This window comes from Lunatimonas sp. (assembly GCF_020832325.1).
GTDB lineage: Bacteria > Bacteroidota > Bacteroidia > Cytophagales > Cyclobacteriaceae > Lunatimonas.
Window position 1 is genome coordinate 20,771 of the sequence record NZ_JAFIEU010000006.1, and the last position, 21,171, is coordinate 41,941.

Here is a 21,171-nt window from a genome sequence, read left to right on the forward strand (position 1 = left end):
GGGAGAGGTTTTATTTTGTTATAAAACAAGCGTTCTTGCTTGCCAACGGATGAATTTTGGAAAGGAGATTTGGTTACAATTAACAGGAATAGTTATTCGAAGGGTTTGGCCACTACAAAAAATCCGAGCACCGGCAAGACCATTAACTTTCTGAGTTTTGCTAAGGATTTGTAAATCAACCTACGTGCAGACGATACGTAGGAGAATTCAAAAATTTCTGCAATCTGCTCGTATCCCAAACCTTGGTAATAAAAATAATAAATCGCCTCACGCTCCCGACTATCCAGTGAGGCAATAGCCCGGTTGAGGTCCTGAATCATATCGGTTTCAAGCTGCTGCTGAATAAACTTGGCTTCGCACGATAGCTCCACCGTAAACTGGTCCATCATAAACCGTTGCCGGTCAACTGAGCCTTTACGCAGGCGTTTGAGCGTAGCCATGATTTTGCGCCGAAAAGACTTGAGCAGGTAAAACTTAATGGAATCGGTACTGCCAAAACCCCTTCGGTTACTTCTTAGGTAGATAAAAAAATCCTGTAACAAATCCTTTACCAATTCCCTGTCCTCACAAAACTGACATCCAAAATGAAACAGGTGGTTGATATGGGTTTGGTAAATCGTGACAAAACAGCCCTCGTCACCAGCGCAAAACCTATCCCACAACTCTCTATCAGAAAGTGGAAAAACGCGGTTTAGCTCGTTGGAGACCGCAGGAGTTGTAAGCTGGGTATGCTTCAAGGGATCCATGACAGCAAAGGGTGATAGGGTAGATAAACCTGTCCATATTAATCAAAAAAACAACAAATCAAAAGAAAAGCGAGCTATATATTTTGTGTGTGACCTGAAACACAACTTTCCTATAAAGCAAAAGCCCAACAACCCAGGGGCAGGGGTTGTCGGGCTTTTTGGTACGATTCGGCCGTTATCAGCTCCAAGTTCTATCCCATGAGCGCTTTTGGTCCCATTCGGGTGTAGGCTCAAAATAACCAGGAGCTCCAGGAAACAGGTGTTCCTTCATCACCTCGTCGTTGAGTTCTATCCCTAATCCGGGTGCATCAAGCGGTACATTTGCAAAGCCCTTGGTAACCATAGGCTGGGAACCGGTCATGGTTACCAGGTCTTCCCACCAGGGCGTATCCACGGAGTGGTGCTCTAGCGACAAGAAATTTTGGGTAGCCGCAGCGCAATGTACGTTTGCCATAAAGCATACCGGCGATCCGGCCATGTGCATGGCCATGGCGATGCCATGCTCCTCTGCATAATCGCCAATCTTTTTCGTTTCCAATAGTCCACCAGAGGTTCCCAGATCGGGGTGAACAATATCCACTGCACCAGCATCTATCAAAGGCTTAAACCCATTTTTCAGCATATAGATATCCTCTCCCGTACAGGTGGGTGTTTCGATTGCATCAGAAAGGGTTTTCCATTGATCGGTATGAAACCAAGGCACCATATCCTCCAACCAAGCAAGGCGGTATTTCTCCATGGCCCGGGCGAAACGTATGGAGTTGTTCACATCAAAATGCCCAAAATGGTCCGCACAGAGCGGAATCTCGTATCCTACGGCATTGCGAATAGACTCCACGTACTTGGCCAACCCTTCAAGTCCTTTATCGGTGATCTGAACTTGGGTAAACGGATGCAGCGTGCTACCGTAGCTCATGTAATCGCGGGTATCGTATTGGCCTTTGGCGCCGTTCCAGAATTTTGAATTGACCAATGCATCGGGCGTGTCAGCCACCACGTGTATCCCAAGATCCATTTTCAACCAAGTGAACCCTTGGTCTACGGTTCGCTCTTTCATCACCTTGGCAAATTCAGCGGGGTCATCCATCCCTGGCGTATCGGCGTAGAGCCGCACTTTGTCTCGATATCGGCCTCCCAAAAGCTGCCACGCAGGCACACCGTAGGCCTTTCCACATAAATCCCAAAGCGCCATCTCCACCGCACAAACGCCACCGCCTAACCTTCCATGGCCACCGAAGGGATTGATGATCTTCCAAAGCATCTCTACATTACAGGGATTTAAGCCCAGAATCCTGCTTTTTAGCATCAAGGCATATCGCTCATCTGCCCCATCGCGAACTTCGCCCAGACCGTAAATCCCTTGATTGGTGTCAATGCGAATAATGGGTGTCCTGCCCACATTGCGCAGCACAGCTACGCGCATATCGGTAATCTTCAGGTCAGATGGATTGGAATATCGGTTGACTTTGGAAGTGGTATGGGCCATGGTATCCTCTATGGATGCTCCCATCAACGCACCCAAGCTCAACCCACCGAGCATGGTTTTCTTCAGGAAACTCCTCCGCTCATTTGTTGTCTCTGGATGAGTTAATTCCGCTTCCCGAACTTGGGCCGCCAACTGATCCTCTTTGGTACATCGGTCAATGATGTCTTTTAAATATTGTTTCATAGGTTTATGTGTTAATTGGTTTAAAAAAAAGACCACGGAAATATGTAAACTCACACATCCTCCGTGGCCGAAATCTCACTTATTCATACAATGGTTAAACGCAATCTACCAGGTTCTATCCTTCATAAACTCATCCAGTTCTGCCCTACTCATGGGGAGATCCTGCTTTTTACTCAGCCAATCTAGAAAGTCGGCTTTAATCGCATCACTCCAGGCGCTATCGATCTGTCCTGGAGTGTATTTTTGAGCTCGAAGCCGCTCAAGCGCAAATTCATCGCGTAACACGATGAACTCCGCGTTGATCACCAAGTCTGCCAACAAATGGGCAGGAACGAAGATCACCCCCCATTTGTTTGCCAATACCGCATCGCCGGGAAGCACATGTGCCCGGCCTATCTTTACCGGATAGTTGATGGTAGCAAGCATCATTTCCTGTATATACGAAGGATCATGACCTTTTACCCAACCGTTAAAACCCTCAATCTCCAGTAGCCCGGCCATGTCCCGCACCGCTCCGTTGAAGACCACTCCACGCTTCGACTTGGTATAGATGGAAGTACCCAGGTTATCACCGATCAAGGTGCCGTCCACAATCTTTCCAAAGCCATCGGCCACGTAAATGTCTCCATCTACCAAGGTATCTATCGGCCAGGAATTCGTTCCTCCGGCTTGCGCTCTGCCTTCTTTCTTTCCGATTTCCTTCACCAAATCATTGGCGTCAGGCCTTAGGGGCATGTACTGGGCAGTTACCGCCCTACCGGTCATCACCTGGTCATCTCGCAGGATAATCCAATCGTTTTCAAATTGATTGTTATATCCCCGATTCCTGAGAATTCCCCAAGCCTCCTCCATGGACACATTACTAAGTCGCTCCAGCAGTTCATCCGGAACCTTTGGACGGCCGTCTGGAAAGCGTTCGCCAGTCCACTTGGAGGTCAAAGCGATGATTTGTTCGGGAGTTGGAGATATCTGCTGTGCAAACAGGGGCTCTCCCCAAATGAACACTAAAAGAAAACACACGAATGAGAGTCTATTCATTTCTTCGATTGTTATGATTATATCTTTGATCAATTTGGGTTAAAGATAAAGATTTTACGAAACATAGCCGTAGGATTGTACGAATGGTTTTTCTCCCCTTTCACGAGCCCGTTGTGCTTTTATGGTTCATCCAAGTGATTTCAAGGGCATTGCAGATCCTATTCAAAAAAGGGCACATCCGGTACCGCATACTTCCGCATGCCTTCTTCGTTGATCTCTACGCCTATCCCTGGTTTTTCCGACAACGTAATAAAGCTGTTTTCGGTCCTTGGGCCGTCATAGGTCACGATATCCTGCCACATCTGATCCGTGTCCATGTAAATCTGCCACTCCATAATCTGGAAATTCGGCACAGATGCACAAACATGGCAACTAGCCATTGCTCCCAAAAAAGAGGCTACCATGTGCGGGGAAAAGGGCACGTAGTACAGGTTTGCCAGATTGGCAATCCGCTGACCTTCTCCCAGCCCTCCGGCTTTTTGGATATCGGGCATAATGATATCCACTGCCCCATCGCTAAGCAATTTGGTAAACCCGTAGGCGAGGTAGATATTTTCGCCGGTACAAATGGGCGTGGTGGTCTGCTGGGTGATGTGCTTGTACACATCGGGGTTATCGGCCGGTATAGGTTCTTCCAACCACATCAAATTAAGGTCCTCGTACATCTTGGCCATCTTCAGTCCGGTCACCGCATCGTACCTGCCGTGCATATCCACACAAACATCGATGTGCGGCCCTACCTCTTCGCGCACGGCTGCGATGGCATTGTACATACGATCGATCTCCGCGGGACTCGCCGTCCAGTTGAATCGGTCGTATTTATTTGGGTCACGGCCATCGTCTACATCAAATTTCACCGCGTTGTACCCACGGTTCACCGCTCCCCTTGCAGCCTCTGCATAGTCTGATGGCTTCGGATTCGTGGCGGTATAGAGGGCTGTATCGCAGTAAACCCGGATTTTATCTCTGAACTTACCACCAAGCAACTGATAGACCGGTACATTAAAAACTTTGCCCGTGATATCCCACAGGGCCGTTTCAATAGCCGTCAAGACGGCCACAAAAACACCCGACTGGCCGCCCGCAAAAAAAGCTCCCTTTCGAAGTTGTTCTGCCAGACGGTTGGGATTTAACGGATTTTGTCCTTTGATCATGTTACCCAGACGCTTCACCAGGTGATAGGTTCCGTGAATGGCATCCACCGCTTCACCACACCCCCATACGTCTTGATTGGTATACACCTTTACGTACACAGCACCACGGACGTAGCCGCATTTCACGTCGGTGATTTTCAACTCCGAGGGATTGGAATGGGTGGGCATTCGCTCCACGGCTGCCGCCAAGCCTGTTCCATAATTAGATAAAAATGCCGCCCCTGTCAGGCCGGCGAGGGCTGATTTGCCCAGAAAAGATCTCCTGTTTACGTTTTTCGCCATCAGTATATTGTTTTGGGTTTGATAAATTGATTTTCAGTGGGTAATTGTTACCAAGTGCGGTTTTTTAGGATTTCCTGAATCTGCTCCCTAGGCACCGGTAACTCGTCGATACGGTCATTTAGCCACCTTGAAAAATCCCGCTCTATCTCCTCCGCCCAACGGGTATCTATTTGGCCCGCCGTATAGACCCCTTCTCGGATCCGCTGATGGCCAAACATGTCCCTCAAACGAACGATCTCCGATGTAACGACTACCCGCTCTGCCAAATGGGGAGGAATAAAGGAAACCCCTCCGTCTCTACCTAACACCACGTCACCCGCCATGACCGTCACCTGTCGGATTTTGGTCGGCCGATTGATGCCTATTAACATCGTGTTGAGGTTACCTTGCTGATTGTGATGGGACGGGTGGTAGCTGGTAAAAAATGAGGTAAAACCGCCCATAGCCTTGAGCCCATCAATATCTCTTACTGCTCCATCGTATACGATACCATTTCCCGATTTCGCGAAAATGGCATTGCCTACGTTATCCCCTATGGTGGGACCATCTACATGCAGCCCAAACTGATCGGCCACATAGACGTCTCCCTGCACCAAGAGATCCACCGGCCAGGTATTCTGCCCCCGCTTCCCCTCAGCCTTCCCGCGCCTGTCTATGGCATCGTGAATATCGGGCCTGCCTGGCATAAAGGTGGCGGTAAGCGCGCGGCCCACCAAGACCGAATCCGGATTAATCATCTGCCAGCCCTCTGCATATTGGTATTTGTAGCCAGCATTGCGCATTACTGCCCAAGCCTCCTCATGGGTTACCAGCTTCATGCGCTGCAAGAGGTTGTCCGACACCTTTGGCCTTCCATCTTCAAAACGCTCTCCCTCCCACTCCTGGGTAAGAAAGAGCATTTCCTCCTTGCTGATTTGTTGGCCCAAAACCTGACTTATGGGCAGTAGAACGATAAAAACACAAAAAATAAGTAGGGTTAATCGGATTGAAATCATACGCTTTAGGGGTTACAAAAGGTTGAACAAGAACAGGGGCAGGCCCTCCAGATTACCGTGAAAAGCCTGCCATTATAAGCTTTCAAATGACAACTCAAGGCGTATCCCACCAAACGCGGGTATCCAAGTTGTCGGGACCCTGTCGGGCTACCGCAGCTTGAATATTGGCATTATTGACGGAAAACTCTGCATCCGGATAGGATAATCTTCGGATAAAATCACCGCTGATATCCTTACCTGGATATGGATTGGGTGCCAAATTGGGATACCCTGTCCTTCGGAAATTGGCAAAGCCTTCGTACCCGTTAAGAAATGAAGCTACCCAATATTGTTCTCCGATCTGTTGCATAGCGTTACCCGCATCAAGTGGATGAGCAGCGATATAGGCGTTGATGCTTGCCTCTGCAATCGCCGTACTAGGCCCATAGCTAGCCATCTGCTCCATATTGGCCCGAATGCCCTGCGTGAAATAATCGGCGGGATTTCCAGCCACCCATCCCCTCACGGCAGCTTCTGCCAGCAACAGCGAAGTTTGGGAATAGGTCACATGAAAGATCGGTGCATCTCTGGCTGTCATGCGGGTTCTATCCACTTGGGAAAACTCGTAGAAGCTCCTTAATCCTCTAGACTGCACAACAGACCCGATGGTTTGGTTATCAAATCCCATGGGGAACCCCATTTGATCCGCAGGATTTCGAGATAAGGTGACACCCGGAGCAGGGTTGCCGGCAAGCGCATTGTTCTGGTCCGGTCCACTTCCCGCACCAATAAACCGGACCGCAATGGAACCCAGTCTGGGATCATTATTTTCACTGAGAAACCGCTCGAAGGGTTCTGCTAGGTAATAATTATTTGCTTCCGTCGCATTGAGCGTATTTCCCAACTCGTTGGCGTAGTTAAAGTCATGCTTGATGAACAGGTTATCGGCATTGGAGGTCATCACACCACCTGTCACTGCCCGCTCTACCCACTCTCTGGCCCTGGTGGGATTCACTTTGGTATGGCGCATGGCTGCACGGAGCATGAGCGAATAGCCCAATTTTCGCCATTTAACTACATCGCCACCATAGAAAATATCTCCCGTTTCGATTCTACCGGATGGATTCAGCGCAGCAGTCGCCTGCTGAAGCTCGTTGAGCACGTCGAGGTAGATGTCTTCCTGCCGATCGTACACAGGATCTATTTTTCCCTCCAGAAATCCCAGTCCTGCTTCGAAATACGGAACGTCTCCAAAGGTATCGGTGAGAATCATCGCCGACATCGCATGTAGAATTCGGGACATTTGATATAAGTTATTTCTATCCGGATTGTCTCGGGTAAACCGCTTCACATCCACCGTATGTTTCAGCACATCCCGGTAATACTTATTCCAAGTGCCAATAGAAAAGGCTCGGTTCAACTGATTGAAGTTACCTCCGGCCAAGACGCCGCCATTTGGAGAAACGATCTGCTGCACGATGGCCGCCTCATAATTTAGCGAAGTGGCAGAAATCGTCGAAAACAACGCCGCTCGGTTCATCAGGTATATCGGATCCAACGCAGTAGGCTGCACCGGGTTAATATTCATTTCATCGAAGCCATTGTCGCAGCTCGTAAGCGGTGAAAGTACAATAAGGCTTATGCAAAGGGCTTTCAGAAGATTTTTCATGACGCCATGGTTTTTGAGTTTGAAACTGATACCTAAATTTTTCATTCCTACTAGAATTTAAAGCTCAGGTTAAATCCAATGCTTCGGGTCACCGGCAGCCCGTGGGCCTCTAGACCCATCAGGTTGTCCGAAGTAAAACCGAATTCTTCGGGGTGAATGTTAGGTACCCATTTTTTGATAACCAGCACATTGTTTCCGACTACGTTTGCCCGGAGGCTTTTGATGAAAAAATTAGCCGGTAAGAGCGGAGTTAGGTTATAGCCAATGGTCACCTGACGTAGGTTCCAGAACCCGGCATTGTAAATAAACTCCTCGATCATATTGGCTGAGCGTACCGTTTCGTAAAAGGTCTGCACCTCGGTCTGTACATCGTTGGGTACATAGGAGGGATTTTCTGCGGTACCCACGTTTTTCACTCCCTCCCCAATCACAAAACCTTGTTCCCTGCCAACCAGGGTTCCCTTGTGCAATCCATGCCGCCACGCATTGAAGTTCGTCCCGGATAACATTTTATGACCAAGTTTGAAATCGATCAGCGTAGACAGCGAAAGGTTTTTGTAATGGAAGGTGTTCATAAAGCCTCCCACCCAGATAGGAATGGCCGAACCGAAGGGAATCTGCAGTGCGGTCCGAAGGGGTCTGCCGTTGTTGGCATCGTGGACAATATTGCCTTGGGGATCTCTCAGGTATCCAAAACCGTAGATCTGCCCCATGGGTTTTCCTACTACTTGACGGAGTTCACCGCCGTACACCGCAGTACCTACTGTAATCACTGAATCTCCCTCTGTCAGACCCAACTTCAAGGTTTTGGTCACATTCCAGGAAGCATTGATGCTCGTCTCCCACATGAAATTGTTGGTTTGCACCGGAATGGCGGTCAATAGTACTTCCACCCCACGGTTGCTACTTTCGCCTACATTTATCAATTGGCGAAGGTATCCCGAGGCATCCGATACTTGAGCTCCCAGTATCTGATCACTGGTCACTTTATTGTAGTACGTAAGGTCCAAGCCAAATCGATTGTCGAGAAACTTCATTTCGATGCCTGTCTCCCACTCCGATACCCGCATGGGCCTCAGGTTGGCGTTGGGAACAGTTGAAGCATTGATCACCCCCACTGGCTGCAACTGCCCTGCGGGATTGGGAAACTGATTGTTTTCTACACGGTAAAAGAGGTTGTCGGCATAAGGGCTCACATCCGTGTCACTGCCTACCTCGGCATAGCCCGCACGGATCTTTCCGAAGGAAATCCACTCGGGGAAGTTCTCCCAAGGCTGAGAGAACACAAAACTACCCGTCACGGCCGGATACAAAATACTCCTGTTTGCCGGTGCCAGCGTGGAAAACCAATCGTTTCTGACCGTACCATTTAAAAAGAGGTAATCGCGGTAGGAAACTTCCGCCATGGCATACAAAGAATTTACCTGCCTTTCTGAGATTTCGTAAATGGGATCCTTTACCCTCCCGTTCATCACCGTGTATAGGTCTCTTACGATAAAATCATTGACGACCACGTTGTTTCGATCCATTCTTCGGTACATTTGGTTGCCGCCAAGTGTCAGGGATGTAGCAAAATCGCCGAATTTTTTATTTGCCCCCATCAGAAAGTCTGCATTGACCTCCCTAAACCGGCGGTTGTCCTGCACATAGTCTCCGTTCACAAATCCTACAGGAGCGTTGGGAAGGGAAGCAGTGCCTGTGGGGAAGTTATAGTCCTGATCCCTGGCATAAAAATCCTGCCCGATCCGGCCCTGGACAAAGAGCCATTCGGCCACGTTGTATCTAGCTGTGATGTTTCCGAAAATACGATCCCTTCGAACGTTATCAAACTTTTCGTACGTTGCCCAGTAAGGGTTCGTTCTGTTTCTGAAACGGGAAAAAACAAATTCATTCCCATTGGCATCCGCCATTTTCTCCTGCATCAGAGATAACGGCATGGAGTTGGCCAGTGTATTCAGTACAGTGGGGGTACTCATATCCTGCTCCGCAATCTGGGGGGGATTTTTGATATTTTCCAGCGAATAGTTCATGTTACCGGAGACAATCAGTTTTTTGGCTATTTCTTGGGTAAATCCCAGGTTGATGGTCTTGCGGTCATAACCTGAATTCGGCACGATGCTTTGATTTTCCAGATTGGAAACAGAAAGGCTAAATCCTCCAAACTCCCCACCTGATGACACCGTTACGGTATTTGTGAAGGTATGTCCCGTACGGTAAAAGGTGCTGATATGGCTGGGTTGCGCCACATAGGGGATTTCCACTCCGCCAAACAATACTTGCGTCATGCCCGGCTGAAAGCGCTCCCCAAAACTCCACACACCGGACACGGGATTTGCAGAGGTAGGCCGTATACCATTCTCCCCCTGCCCGTATTCGTATTGCCAATCCGTAAAATCCATGGGACTGTCAGCGGTGTAATTGGTATTGAATTCCACGCCTATTCCTTGACCACGGTTTCGTTGCTTGGTGGTAATCATAATGACCCCGTCCTTGGCTCGGGCACCATACAACGCCGACGCAGCCGCGCCCCTCAAAACGGTCATGGTCTCAATATCGTCTGGGTTAATACTAGTAAGGCCATCGCCCCCATCCGATACCCGGGTTCTGCCTCGGTCGGTATTGGATGCATCGGACCCCTGATTCCCGGGATTGGCCCCAAAATTGGTATTGTCTACCGGGATTCCGTTGATTACAATCAGGGGTTGGTTTTGGCCGCCAAAGGAAGACTGCCCCCTGATCCGGATTTTGCTCGTGCCGGCGGGACCGGAACCTAGGCTACTGATATTTACCCCTGCGACCTTGCCCTGAAGTGCATTCATAAAGTTGGGGGTACGGTTGATAGTCATTTCTTCCGATGACACGGAAGTAGTTGCATAGCCCAAGCTCTTCGCCTCCCGTTCTATACCCAGTGCCGTGACCACTACCTCTTCCAAGGCGGCGATGTCCTCCACCAACACGATGTCCACCACGGTCCTTGTGCCTACTTGAACCCGCTGAGTAGCGTAGCCAATATAGGAAATCACCAGAGTGGCATTGTCCGGAACAGTCAGGCTGAACTTGCCGTCTATATCGGTTATGGTGCCCAGCGTGGTGCCTGCCACCGATACGGCTACCCCAGGAATAGGTTCTCCACCCTGAGTAGTGACCGTTCCGCGGATGTCGATGTCATAGTCATCAATTAAGATTTCAACTGAAGTGTCGTTTTTAGCTGATTCCAAAGACTTTACGCTGATTGTATTATTGACCTGCTTGAAATGCAGTTTCTTTTGAAAAGCGATGTCGGTCAAAATGTCAGCCACCGAACCTCTGTTCTTTGCCAAGCGGATAGTATTTACATCCTTCAGGTTTTGGTCGGTATAAAAAAATCGGTACTCGGTCTTACGTTCTATCGCCTTTAAGATGGTGTGGAGATTACCCTCCCTCACATCCAAACGCACCATCACCTCTTCGATGCTTCTTACGGTCGGCCCCTCTGCGCGGCCCCATGCTGCGGAAAATGTAACCGGCCAAATCCCCGCAACCACGAGGAAATAGCGGAGTACCTTCCGCATGATTTGGTATACAATGTGTTTCATTTTTGGGTTCTGTTAATTTGTTCTTCATGTAGTTCGTATGGTTCTTTGGTGTCCATCCCAGTTTGTTGGAATAGGCAACGGAGCCTCCCACATACGGGAAATATCCGATGGTGTGGCAAGCCTGATCTGACTATAGGTAATCAGGCATAATGTAAGGTGGTCGACAATTTTGTTTCAGGTATCCGATGCTAGGCAAGGAGGTGGATGGCAAAAAAACGGAGGCTGTACTGAGTAGTTCATAGGTTTAAGGTTTAATATGAATGGTAATATGCTTTTCATCGATCGTATAGCGGAACCCTATGCTGTGTCCAAGGACCTTGAGCACATTGGTCAAGTACTCGTTTTTGCGAAAGGTGCCCGAACACTTATATTCGGGCCAAACGGATGGGCCGTGTATGGTAACGCCGTACCAGCGTTCCAGTAAGCGTACCACATCGGAGAGCGGCATCTGCTCAAACTGCAAAACGCCGTCCTTCCAAGATACGATGGCATCGGCGTCCACCGAATATTTTCGCATGGGTACATGGGAATCTCCTTTGGCAAGGGCTTCCCCTGGGAGGAGGTGTAGCTCCGAAGCAGAAACCTGATCCTGAACCCTCACCTTGCCGGTTGCCAGTGTCACCTGAATCTGACGGCTATCGCTGTAGGCATGGATATTAAAGGAGGTTCCCAATGCCGTAGTATGCACGCTGCCGGTCAGCACCGTAAATGGGCGCAACGAATCCTTTGCTACATCAAAGAAAGCCTCTCCTACCAACCTTACCTCCCGGCCATTTGGAAAGCCCTGTTCATACGCCAGATAGCTATCCGCATTCAGGTAAACCCAAGTAAGGTCGGGCAGTTGTATCTTTGTCTTTTTGCCCTTTGGGTTATATTTCACCACTATAGTGGGCTCCTCTACGCCATCCGCAGCGGGCACAGGTTCTGCATCAGGAAACTCCAATGCACCGGTGAAGAAGAATGTCCCAAAAACCAAACTGGCAGCTACGGCAGCATACCACTTTTTTGGGCGTAAGAAAGGAACAGACCAATGCCGATCAGTCTTTCTTTTTTTTTCTAGGAGCTGCTGCAACACGCGTTCCTTGTCCCAATCCGAATACGCTTCCGATGTAGTAGGATCCGTGAAACTGGATTCGACTGCCTTGTAAAAAAGACGCTTTCCCTCATCCGATTCCAACTCCTTAATGAAATCAGATGACTCCTTCTCTGAAAGGGAACCTACCATTAGCCGCCTCCATGTTTCGACCAAACGTTTTACCATCTCCGCCATTTACAGAGATATATCCCCATTCGCCAGGATTTACGTACGTCTAACTTAAATTTTACAGAATTTTTAACAATCCGTCTAAAAATATAATAAATCGAAAAAACCTACGTCAATCTATTAAAAAGAAGACAATTAGCGGCAATAGATCAGAGGGTAGCGTCTTGGAACCAAGTAGTTTTTCCCGAAGCGACTTGGTCGCATTATAGATGTGAGTTTCGACCGTGCGTTTTGAAATGGAGAGTTTTTGCGATATCTCTTCGGAACTGAGATGCTGTAAATATCTGAGCTCAATCACCTCTTTCTGACACTTGGGCAAGGTGGAAAGCGCATAAGAGGAAAACTGCCTCAGATCCTCGTAGAAGAGTGAAACCTCTCCCATGTTTTGGTCTTTCTCTTGCTTGGCCTGGGTGTGCTGTGTATATACTTGAAATCTCGCTACCTGCTTGGCCTGCTTGTAAATCAACGATTTAAGGATAGCCAATAGGTACGCATTAAAAGACAATTCGTCCTTGAGACTTTGACGGTTTTTCCAAATCCTCATAAAAACCTCCTGTACAATTCCCTCCGCATCTTCGTGTGGCATCCCCATTTTACGCGAGGTCCCATACACCTTGGACGCAAACCTACGGTACAACGCGCAAAAGGCCGCTTCATCTCCTTCTCGCAATTTGCTGACCAATTGAGGGATTTCCGGGTTTATTGAATTTACCATGTACACGAGCAATAATCGTTACAAGTAAATCATATTCAATGAATTTAGCAACTATAACCGATGTAATCACACCATTTAAACGTCAAAATTTCAGGTTCAACCGGTTTTTATACCAGACATCACGAGTTTGGCAAAATACTACCTAAACCTTCCCATGGTTTGAAAAAATTTAAAAAAAGGCAGACTTTTTTCCGTCTGCCTTTTCAGGTAAATGCTTCTGGGGAGATAATCCAGGTTGCTTGTACCTCGTTTGCTGGGACTACCTGTTTCCGCAGTCTATCGGCCCATTTTTACCGGAATCCGAAAAACCATGCCTCTATTCCTCAGGCTGGCTGGATATTCTTAACTCCAAGTCCTATCCCAGGATCTTAGCTCATTCCATTCATCGGTTGGCGCAAAGAATTCCTCTCCAGGACGCAGCCTGCGTTTCACCTCCTCCTCGTTCAATTCAAGCCCCACCCCAGGTGCTTCGGGAACCTTGACATACCCATTTTCCACAAAGGGGCCGTCTATACCCGTAACCAACGATTCCCACCAAGGGTTATCGACGGAGTGGTGTTCCAGGCCAATGAAATTGTACGTGGCAGCGGCCGCATGCACCGTGCCCATAAAGGTAATGGGTGACGCCGCATGGTGGATGGCCATGCCTATCTCGAATTCCTCTGCATAGTCCCCGATTTTTTTGGTCTGCAAATACCCTCCGGCACTACCTGGATCTGGGTGAACGATATCTACAGCGCGGTTCTCAATCAGGTCCTTGAAATTCTTTTTATGGTAAGTGTCCTCGCCTGTTAGTGTTGGCGTGGTAATAGCCTCTGTGATACGCTTCCACTGTTCGGTATTTTGCCAAGGGATCAGGTCCTCGAGCCACGCGATATTGTACGGTTCAAAGGCGCGCGCTAACTTGATCATCTCATTATAGCCCATGTGACCGAAGTGGTCGATAGCCAGCGGAATCTCGTAGCCTACCTTCTCCCGCGCTTTGGCCGCAAACTCAACCATCTTTTCCAGTCCTTTTTGGGTGATCTGAATATGGGTATGCTGATGCCTGGTCTGGGCGTGAGACATCACGTCCCTGTCTGTCCATCCGCGCAGTGGCATCCAAGGTTCTTTGTTGGTCAAGGTATCCTCGATGTCTTTTATCAAACCGATTCCGATATCCATCTTCAGCATGGTGAAGCCCAGATCAACTCGCTCCTTCATCTTTTCGGCAAATTGGTCCGGATCCGGCATGGTAGGTGTATCTACATAAATTCGCACCTTATCCCGAAACTTACCTCCCAAGAGCATGTATAGCGGTACGCCATAAGCCTTACCCGCCAAATCCCAAAGCGCCATTTCAACCCCGGATACCCCACCTCCCTGTCGGCCATGTCCTCCGAATTGTTCGATCTTTTTAAAGATTTTCTCAATATTGCAGGGATTCTCTCCCAGGATTCTTGATTTCAGCATGAGTGCATAGCGTTTGTCTGCGCCATCTCTTACATCTCCTAGCCCGTGAATTCCCTGATTGGTGTAAATCTTTAAAATAGGCACGTTGCCGTACTGCGCGATGCGCATGTCCGTTATCTTGAGTTCGGAAGGGTTGGACAGGCGGTTTACCTTGGAAGCGGTATGGGCGATGGTGTCTTCTACCGGCAACATCATCAGTCCTCCGAGACTCAATCCTCCCAAGCCGGCCTTCTGCAAAAAATCCCGCCGGCCGGTTGTTTCCGGACGGGGTTTTAGGGGAGCAATACCGGCCTTTTCGGCGGCGGAATCAGGACCGTTCTGCGGACTTTCAACAGGCTGCAACAAATGAGCAATACTTTTTTTCATGGTTTTTGGATTTAATGGGTAGATACTAGTCATCGACATCAGCTTCGATCTGAAGGGATGCCTTGGTCCTTAAATGTAACCATTTATCCGGTTGGGGTAAAGAATTATCTACTACAAAAGCCAAATCGTTCCAATTCCTTTATCCAACTCAAAACCCAGGGAATTTAATTTTCTTTGCTCCCAAAAAATAAGCGCATAGTGGGCCAATTTTCTATATTTGCAGTCAATTCATCGGAAAAAAGACGTATGGAGTCGGACAACCAAGTATTTTTTGCCTTTTTATTTACCACCATCGCCGGCATATCAACCGGTATTGGCGGACTGGTTTCTTTCATCAAATATGCCCGTAAGGAAAAGTTTTTGGCGTTTTCCCTTGGACTGTCGGCAGGTGCCATGCTTTATATCTCCTTTGTGGAGCTAATCCTCAAATCCATCAACAACCTGAGTGAACAACTGGGTAGTGAAACCGCCTACTCCAGGGTCGCCATCTTATTTATCGGGGGATTGTTGGCTTCTGCCATCATTGCCCGGGGCATGGACTTCCTCATGGACAAATTTGGCATCTTGAAGGTTCCCATGGTAGAAAATACGGAGGATGTGCAGCGATCTCCAAAAAAGACCAAAAAACTCTACAAAGCCGGGCTGGTAACCGCAGTGGCCCTAGCGATCCACAATCTGCCCGAGGGGCTCATTACGTTCCTGACATCCATGCAGGATCTGCAACTGGGCCTCGGTATCACCATTGCCATCGCCATTCACAATATTCCGGAGGGCTTGGCAGTGGCCATGCCTATCTACCACGCTACGCAAAACAAAACCAAGGCATTCCTGATTAGCCTGTTATCCGGTCTTTCCGAGCCATTCGGTGCGCTAATCGCCTATTTCCTATTTTTCAAATACCTGGACCAAGAGCTTTTGGCTACTGTAAATGTACTGGTCGCCAGCATCATGGTGTATGTCGCCTCCTTTGAGCTTATTCCCAGCGCCTATGAAATGGGCTATAAAACACACACCAAGTGGGGCATGATTGCCGGCATCGGCATCATGGGCATCAGTTTGGTATTACTCAGTTAACATAAACCAAAAAACATGACACCAAAGAAACTTTTCCTGTTCCTCCTCCTATGCCTAGTGGCGACAGCGGGCTTTTCGCAATCCCAGACCGGTCCATTGATCCGAATCATGGTGAGTCCCGCTAAAGCTGATGGGATTTACACCACCGGGGAGGAGATCCAGTTTGATGTGGCGGTATACAAGTTTGGGAAATTGGTCCCCCAGGCTGCGATTACCTTCGCTGCGGGACCGGAAATGATGGAACCGACGCATAGCGGGACGTTGACATTAAAAGAAGGTACAGGCAAAATAAAAGCGGGAAAGATGAGTGTGCCTGGCTTTGTGCGTTGCAAGGTAAGCTACACCGAAAATGGCGTCAGCTATGAAAATACTGGTACAGCCGGCATAGAACCGGAACAGATCCAGCCTACCACCAAGCTGCCCGAGGATTTTAGGGCATTTTGGGATGCCAAAAAAAGGGAGCTTGCCGATATCCCGCTGGAACCCACCCTTACCCTGATCCCGGAGAAATCCACCCATCACTCCGACGTTTACCATGTTAGCTTCAAAAATGTATCTGGAAGGATCTATGGCATCCTTACCAAACCAAAAAAGCCCGGAAAATACCCTGCCTTGTTGGTAGTCCCCGGTGCCGGTGTGCGCCCCTATCAGGAGCTACACGCCGACAAAGATATCATTACCCTGCAAATCGGTATACATGGAGTCCCGGTCAATTTGTACCAATCCAGCCTCTATCAGGACTTAGCGCAAGGTGCCCTTGCCAATTACAATACGTTCAACCTGGAAGACCGAGAACGCTACTATTATAAGCGGGTATACCTGGGCTGCATTCGGGCGGTTGACTTTATTTTCTCCTTGGAATCCTTTGACGGCACCCAGATCGGTGTCATGGGCGGCAGTCAGGGCGGCGCACTGTCCATTGTGACTGCCTCCTTGGACCATCGAATCAAGTACCTAGTCAGCTATTACCCCGCGCTTTCTGATCTTACGGGCTACCTGCATGGCCGGGCTGGTGGATGGCCTCACCTGTTCCGCAATGCGTATACCAACCAAACGGCAAAAATTGAAACCTCCTATTACTACGACGTGGTGAATTTTGCCCGATTTGTGGACATACCCGGGCTTTATTCCTTTGGCTTCAACGATAACGTCTGTCCCCCCACCTCCATGTACGCCGCCTACAATGTGATTCCTTCCGAAAAATCCTTGTCGCTGTACCAGGATGCCGCCCATTGGCGCTATGCCGAACAAAGTCAGGAAGGAGACCAGTGGATGTTAGAAAAGCTGGGAGTAAGATAGCCGGATTCCAAAAAACGCTGTATTGTCTAACAAGCCCTAGGCATACGAAACCGAGCCTGCCCAATGGTTTAAAAAACCAGAGCCCGCCTGACGGTTTGGACCCGTCAGGCGGGTAGTAGACTAAGCTAAAAACACAATTATAGACACATGCAAACATTCCTCAAGGTCCTACTGATCACTGTTTCTATCCTAGTGGTCGGGGGTGCTATCTACACCTGGCGGCAATTTGCCGACAAACACCCCGACTATACCTTGGATCTACACATCGCCCCAAGCCGTGCCGGCGAGATCCAGGTTGGGTTTGGAAAGAGAGACATTACCCCCGTAGATTTCGACACATGGACCGACACAGAAGGCAATGCGCGGTACAAACCCGATCAGGGTGATAGCTATCACGATCTAAACAATAACGGAAAATTTGATGCCGTGTGGCTGGCAGGATTTCACCAGAATCGGCCCGCTACAGGAGTGAATGATCCACTCTGGGCCAGATCCATGGTACTAGATGACGGTGCCACCCGATTGGGTATCTGTGTGATCGACATGATCGGATTTGGGCACGATGATGTGGTGACGGTCAGAAAGCGCTTTCAAGAGACCTTGGGCTTGGATTACCTGGTGGTAGCCAGCACGCATGTGCATTCTTCTCCAGACCTGATGGGACTTTGGGGTCCGAACCCCTACACAAGCGGCATTGATCCAGCCTACAAAGAACAGGTGATGCAAGGCATTTTCGCTTCCTTGGAGGAGGCTTCCTTAGGTGCTGAACCGGCCTATCTAAAGCTTGCCATTAACGAAACCGCATCCCTTACTTTAGTTGGCGACTCCAGGGAACCCTTTGTGTACGATGAAGGAATCCGAATCATGCAGGTCCTCTCCAAGCAGGATGACCGAACGTTGGGAACACTCCTGAACTGGGGGAATCACCCCGAAACCTTCTGGTCTGGAAATACCAAGATCAGTTCAGACTTTCCCCATTACTGGCGGGAGTACATGGAAAACGGGATTTACTACCGTGACAGCCTCCTTCATGAAGGACTGGGAGGTGTGGCCCTGTTTATGAACGGGGCCTTGGGTGGATTGATGACCACCAGGCCAAACCACCCGATCATTCACCCCTACTCCGACCAACTTATCTTGGAAGAAAGCGTCGAAAAAGTAGATGCACAGGGCTTGGCACTGGCAAAAATGACCTTTGAGACCATGCAGGCCGGTATGCTGGAAGTTCAGAAAGGAAGTATTGCCCTACGCGCCAAAACCTTGGAGCTGGCCATGGATAACAACCTCTTTCGTCTTGCCGCTTGGATTGGTATCTTTGACCGGGGCTTTACACGCTGGGGACATATTCGATCGGAGGTGGCTGCCTGGACCTTGGGTCCCGCCTCCTTCGTGCATGTGCCAGGGGAATTGTACCCCGAAATCCTAAACGGTGGGGTCGAATCTCCCACGGGCGCTGACTTTGGCATAGATCCCGTAGAAGTGCCCTCCATCCGAAGCCAAATGCCCGGCAGAATTCGGTTTTTTAGCGGGATGGCAAATGACATGATCGGGTACATCGTACCCAAAAGCCAATGGGACGAAAAACCCCCTTTCACCTACGAACGCGATCGTGCGCCCTACGGCGAAGTCAACTCACTTGGCCCAAATACAGCGCCAACCATCCATGCAGCGGTACTGGACCTTTTACAAGAGTTAGCCCAATCACCAAAACCTTAATACACCTAAACCCAAAAAACCATGCAGGAAAGTATTTTAACGGCTGTATTTCTACCTTTGGCACTGGCATTCATCATGCTGGGCATGGGGCTGTCCCTCACGGTGAAGGACTTTAAAAATATCTTTATATACCCCAAGGCAATCTTATTGGGTTTGTCTGCACAGATCCTATTGCTGCCGCTGATCGGCTACCTGCTTATACTCGGCTTTGGCCTGACAGGCACCATGGCCGTCGGGTTGATGATTCTTGCAGCATGCCCCGGCGGCCCCACTTCTAACTTGATCACCCACCTCTCCCGCGGGGACACCGCACTTTCCATCAGCCTGACGGCCGTAAGTTCGTTTATTACGGTAATCACCATTCCCCTAATTGTCAATTTTGCCATTCAGCATTTTGGTGAGGAGGGCAGTATTACCCTTCCGGTTGGACAAACCATCGTGCAGATCGTAGGCGTAACCGTCATCCCCGTGTCCATAGGCATGTACCTGAATCATCGGTTTGCCGCACTTTCAGCCCGCGCAGACAAGCCGGTACGCCTCGCTTCTGCGGTTTTCTTTGTAATTATCATTCTGGCAGCTATTCTGAAAGAAAGGGAGTCCCTGCCGGCCTTTTTTGCCGAAGCAGGACCCGTAACCCTTTTTCTCAATATTGCGACTCTGGTAATTGGGTATTACCTGGCCAAATGGCTGCTACTGCCTAAGGCACAGCAAATTTCCATATCCATCGAATCGGGTATTCAAAACGGCACCCTAGGTATCATGATTGCAGCGACCCTCCTGAAAAACTCCGAGATGACTATCCCCATTGCCATCTATAGCCTATTGATGTTTCTTACTGCTGCGGTCGTTATTTTGATTCATACCCGAAAGGCTGCCGTTCCTAAGTAGTTGTGTTGTAATATCCAAGGATGCTACCGCTGACAAAATAATCCTTGTGCTATCCAAACATATGCGTATTTTGTAGGTTTGGTAAGCATAAAACCTAAAAAAGATGCGTTCATTTATTGGATTGTTGTTTTCCCTGTTCTATTTCATGTCTTTGTCCCAAGCACAGATCGCTAAAAAAGAAATTTGGTATGTAGGCACTTTTTCAGAAGCCGGTAGCAAAGGACTCTATGTATTGGAATTTGACCGGTTATTGAAGCAGTTCAGTGAAATTCAAACCGTGCATGACCGAAAAAGCCCTTCATTCATCACCTTGCACCCCAGCAACCAATTTTTATATGCTGCCTATCGGGAGGGAATGGAGGAAAATGACCCCAATGGGACCATCATCTCCTACCGAATCGATAGCAGCACGGGAATGCTCCAAAAAATCAACGAGGTGAGCTCGGCCGGAGCCAGCCCCTGTCACGTAAGTGTCGATCCGAGTGGAGAGGTGGTTTTTGTATCTAACTACCAGGGTGGCAATCTGGCTAGTTATAAGATCCGGGAAGACGGAGGTCTCCATCCCGCCAGTTCTGTCTTTCAGCACGAAGGAAGCAATGAAATCCCGGAACGTCAAAGCAGTGCCCACATGCACTCAGTAGTTCCCTCACTGGATGGTCGGTTCGTCTATGCCTCAGACTTGGGGGCAGACAAGATAATTACCTACAGGTTGGAACCCAATACAGGTACCTTGGTTCCTGTGAAGCGGGGCTTTGTTCGTTCTGCACCGGGGGCAGGTCCCAGGCACTTCACCCTTCATCCAGATATCCCCTATGCATACTCCGTAGAAGAACTGTCCAACACCGTTGCCATCTACGAAGTGAACACCCGAAACGGGAGACTAAAACCGAAGGGACGGGTAAACATGCTGAGCACCAACGTGCAAAGTGAACGAAACTCGGCCGCAGACATCCATATTTCCGTGGACGGGAAATGGCTCTACGCCTCCAATCGGGGACAAGACAATCTGGCGAGGTTCCAAATCAACCCAGAAAAGGGAACTCTGACCGCACTGGGTCACGTGCCTTCGGAAGGTGCACACCCCAGAAATTTCCACATGGATGCTCTTGGAGAGTTTGTCTATGTGGCCAATATGGAAAGCAATAACATCGTGGTTTTTGCCTTTGACTCCATCAACGGTTCCCTGACCCCCACCGATATGCGGGTGGAAATTCCCCGGGCTGTGTGCATCGAACAGCTCTTTATCAACTCCCGGTGATATCCGGCCTTTGTCTGCCGACGAGGCAGGCA

Annotated in this window: 15 protein-coding genes; 5 read left to right on the forward strand and 10 right to left on the reverse strand. The window is 49.1% G+C overall.

What is annotated here, in order from left to right; all coding sequences use genetic code 11:
- Window positions 1-92: 92 nt before the first annotated feature.
- The 10 genes from JJU34_RS01240 to JJU34_RS01285 form a co-directional block, all read right to left on the reverse strand.
- A complete protein-coding gene (locus tag JJU34_RS01240) occupies window positions 93-746 on the reverse strand; it encodes a sigma-70 family RNA polymerase sigma factor (protein ID WP_228690494.1) in 654 nt (217 codons plus the stop codon).
- Between the two features lie 178 nt (window positions 747-924).
- Window positions 925-2,415 (reverse strand): mandelate racemase/muconate lactonizing enzyme family protein, encoded by a 1,491-nt coding sequence (locus tag JJU34_RS01245; protein WP_228690495.1) that lies wholly within the window; start codon window positions 2,413-2,415, stop codon window positions 925-927.
- Between the two features lie 105 nt (window positions 2,416-2,520).
- A complete protein-coding gene (locus JJU34_RS01250; RefSeq protein ID WP_228690496.1) occupies window positions 2,521-3,453 on the reverse strand; it encodes an RraA family protein in 933 nt (310 codons plus the stop codon).
- A gap of 158 nt (window positions 3,454-3,611) precedes the next feature.
- Window positions 3,612-4,889, reverse strand: coding sequence for a mandelate racemase/muconate lactonizing enzyme family protein (locus tag JJU34_RS01255; RefSeq protein WP_228690497.1), 1,278 nt, complete (start codon window positions 4,887-4,889; stop codon window positions 3,612-3,614).
- A 47-nt stretch (window positions 4,890-4,936) separates the two neighbouring features.
- Window positions 4,937-5,884, reverse strand: a complete 948-nt coding sequence (locus tag JJU34_RS01260; protein ID WP_228690498.1) for an RraA family protein — start codon at window positions 5,882-5,884, stop codon at window positions 4,937-4,939.
- 94 nt (window positions 5,885-5,978) lie between these two features.
- Window positions 5,979-7,532 (reverse strand): SusD/RagB family nutrient-binding outer membrane lipoprotein, encoded by a 1,554-nt coding sequence (locus JJU34_RS01265; RefSeq protein WP_228690499.1) that lies wholly within the window; start codon window positions 7,530-7,532, stop codon window positions 5,979-5,981.
- Window positions 7,533-7,582: 50 nt separating this feature from the next.
- Window positions 7,583-11,107, reverse strand: coding sequence for a SusC/RagA family TonB-linked outer membrane protein (locus JJU34_RS01270; RefSeq protein ID WP_228690500.1), 3,525 nt, complete (start codon window positions 11,105-11,107; stop codon window positions 7,583-7,585).
- A 244-nt stretch (window positions 11,108-11,351) separates the two neighbouring features.
- Window positions 11,352-12,368, reverse strand: coding sequence for a FecR family protein (locus JJU34_RS01275; RefSeq protein WP_228690501.1), 1,017 nt, complete (start codon window positions 12,366-12,368; stop codon window positions 11,352-11,354).
- A gap of 115 nt (window positions 12,369-12,483) precedes the next feature.
- Window positions 12,484-13,086: a sigma-70 family RNA polymerase sigma factor gene (locus JJU34_RS01280; protein WP_228690502.1), complete on the reverse strand. Its 603-nt coding sequence runs from the start codon at window positions 13,084-13,086 to the stop codon at window positions 12,484-12,486.
- A gap of 342 nt (window positions 13,087-13,428) precedes the next feature.
- Window positions 13,429-14,904 (reverse strand): mandelate racemase/muconate lactonizing enzyme family protein, encoded by a 1,476-nt coding sequence (locus JJU34_RS01285; RefSeq protein ID WP_228690503.1) that lies wholly within the window; start codon window positions 14,902-14,904, stop codon window positions 13,429-13,431.
- Between the two features lie 246 nt (window positions 14,905-15,150).
- On the opposite strand from JJU34_RS01285, the gene zupT reads away from it, so the two are divergent.
- From zupT to JJU34_RS01310, 5 genes are all read left to right on the forward strand, one after another.
- Window positions 15,151-15,978 (forward strand): zinc transporter ZupT, encoded by an 828-nt coding sequence (gene zupT, locus JJU34_RS01290; RefSeq protein WP_228690504.1) that lies wholly within the window; start codon window positions 15,151-15,153, stop codon window positions 15,976-15,978.
- A 15-nt stretch (window positions 15,979-15,993) separates the two neighbouring features.
- Window positions 15,994-17,277 carry an acetylxylan esterase gene (locus tag JJU34_RS01295; RefSeq protein WP_228690505.1) on the forward strand — a complete coding sequence of 428 codons (1,284 nt, stop codon included), beginning with the start codon at window positions 15,994-15,996 and terminating at the stop codon, window positions 17,275-17,277.
- A 147-nt stretch (window positions 17,278-17,424) separates the two neighbouring features.
- A complete protein-coding gene (locus tag JJU34_RS01300) occupies window positions 17,425-18,993 on the forward strand; it encodes a hypothetical protein (protein WP_228690506.1) in 1,569 nt (522 codons plus the stop codon).
- Window positions 18,994-19,014: 21 nt separating this feature from the next.
- Window positions 19,015-19,881, forward strand: coding sequence for a bile acid:sodium symporter family protein (locus JJU34_RS01305; RefSeq protein ID WP_228690507.1), 867 nt, complete (start codon window positions 19,015-19,017; stop codon window positions 19,879-19,881).
- A gap of 103 nt (window positions 19,882-19,984) precedes the next feature.
- Entirely contained in the window at window positions 19,985-21,139 is a 1,155-nt protein-coding gene (locus tag JJU34_RS01310; protein WP_228690508.1) for a lactonase family protein, read from the forward strand.
- The last annotated feature ends 32 nt before the right edge of the window (window positions 21,140-21,171 follow it).

Coding starts and splice junctions, on each gene's coding strand:
- JJU34_RS01305 (WP_228690507.1), top strand. CDS start 19,015: ATGCAGGAAAGTATTTTAACGGCTGTATTTCTACCTTTGGCACTGGCA.
- JJU34_RS01280 (WP_228690502.1), bottom strand. CDS start 13,086: ATGGTAAATTCAATAAACCCGGAAATCCCTCAATTGGTCAGCAAATTG.
- JJU34_RS01310 (WP_228690508.1), top strand. CDS start 19,985: ATGCGTTCATTTATTGGATTGTTGTTTTCCCTGTTCTATTTCATGTCT.
- JJU34_RS01255 (WP_228690497.1), bottom strand. CDS start 4,889: ATGGCGAAAAACGTAAACAGGAGATCTTTTCTGGGCAAATCAGCCCTC.
- JJU34_RS01250 (WP_228690496.1), bottom strand. CDS start 3,453: ATGAATAGACTCTCATTCGTGTGTTTTCTTTTAGTGTTCATTTGGGGA.
- JJU34_RS01285 (WP_228690503.1), bottom strand. CDS start 14,904: ATGAAAAAAAGTATTGCTCATTTGTTGCAGCCTGTTGAAAGTCCGCAG.
- JJU34_RS01275 (WP_228690501.1), bottom strand. CDS start 12,368: ATGGTAAAACGTTTGGTCGAAACATGGAGGCGGCTAATGGTAGGTTCC.
- JJU34_RS01240 (WP_228690494.1), bottom strand. CDS start 746: ATGGATCCCTTGAAGCATACCCAGCTTACAACTCCTGCGGTCTCCAAC.
- JJU34_RS01300 (WP_228690506.1), top strand. CDS start 17,425: ATGCAAACATTCCTCAAGGTCCTACTGATCACTGTTTCTATCCTAGTG.
- JJU34_RS01260 (WP_228690498.1), bottom strand. CDS start 5,884: ATGATTTCAATCCGATTAACCCTACTTATTTTTTGTGTTTTTATCGTT.
- JJU34_RS01270 (WP_228690500.1), bottom strand. CDS start 11,107: ATGAAACACATTGTATACCAAATCATGCGGAAGGTACTCCGCTATTTC.
- JJU34_RS01295 (WP_228690505.1), top strand. CDS start 15,994: ATGACACCAAAGAAACTTTTCCTGTTCCTCCTCCTATGCCTAGTGGCG.
- JJU34_RS01245 (WP_228690495.1), bottom strand. CDS start 2,415: ATGAAACAATATTTAAAAGACATCATTGACCGATGTACCAAAGAGGAT.
- JJU34_RS01265 (WP_228690499.1), bottom strand. CDS start 7,532: ATGAAAAATCTTCTGAAAGCCCTTTGCATAAGCCTTATTGTACTTTCA.
- zupT (WP_228690504.1), top strand. CDS start 15,151: ATGGAGTCGGACAACCAAGTATTTTTTGCCTTTTTATTTACCACCATC.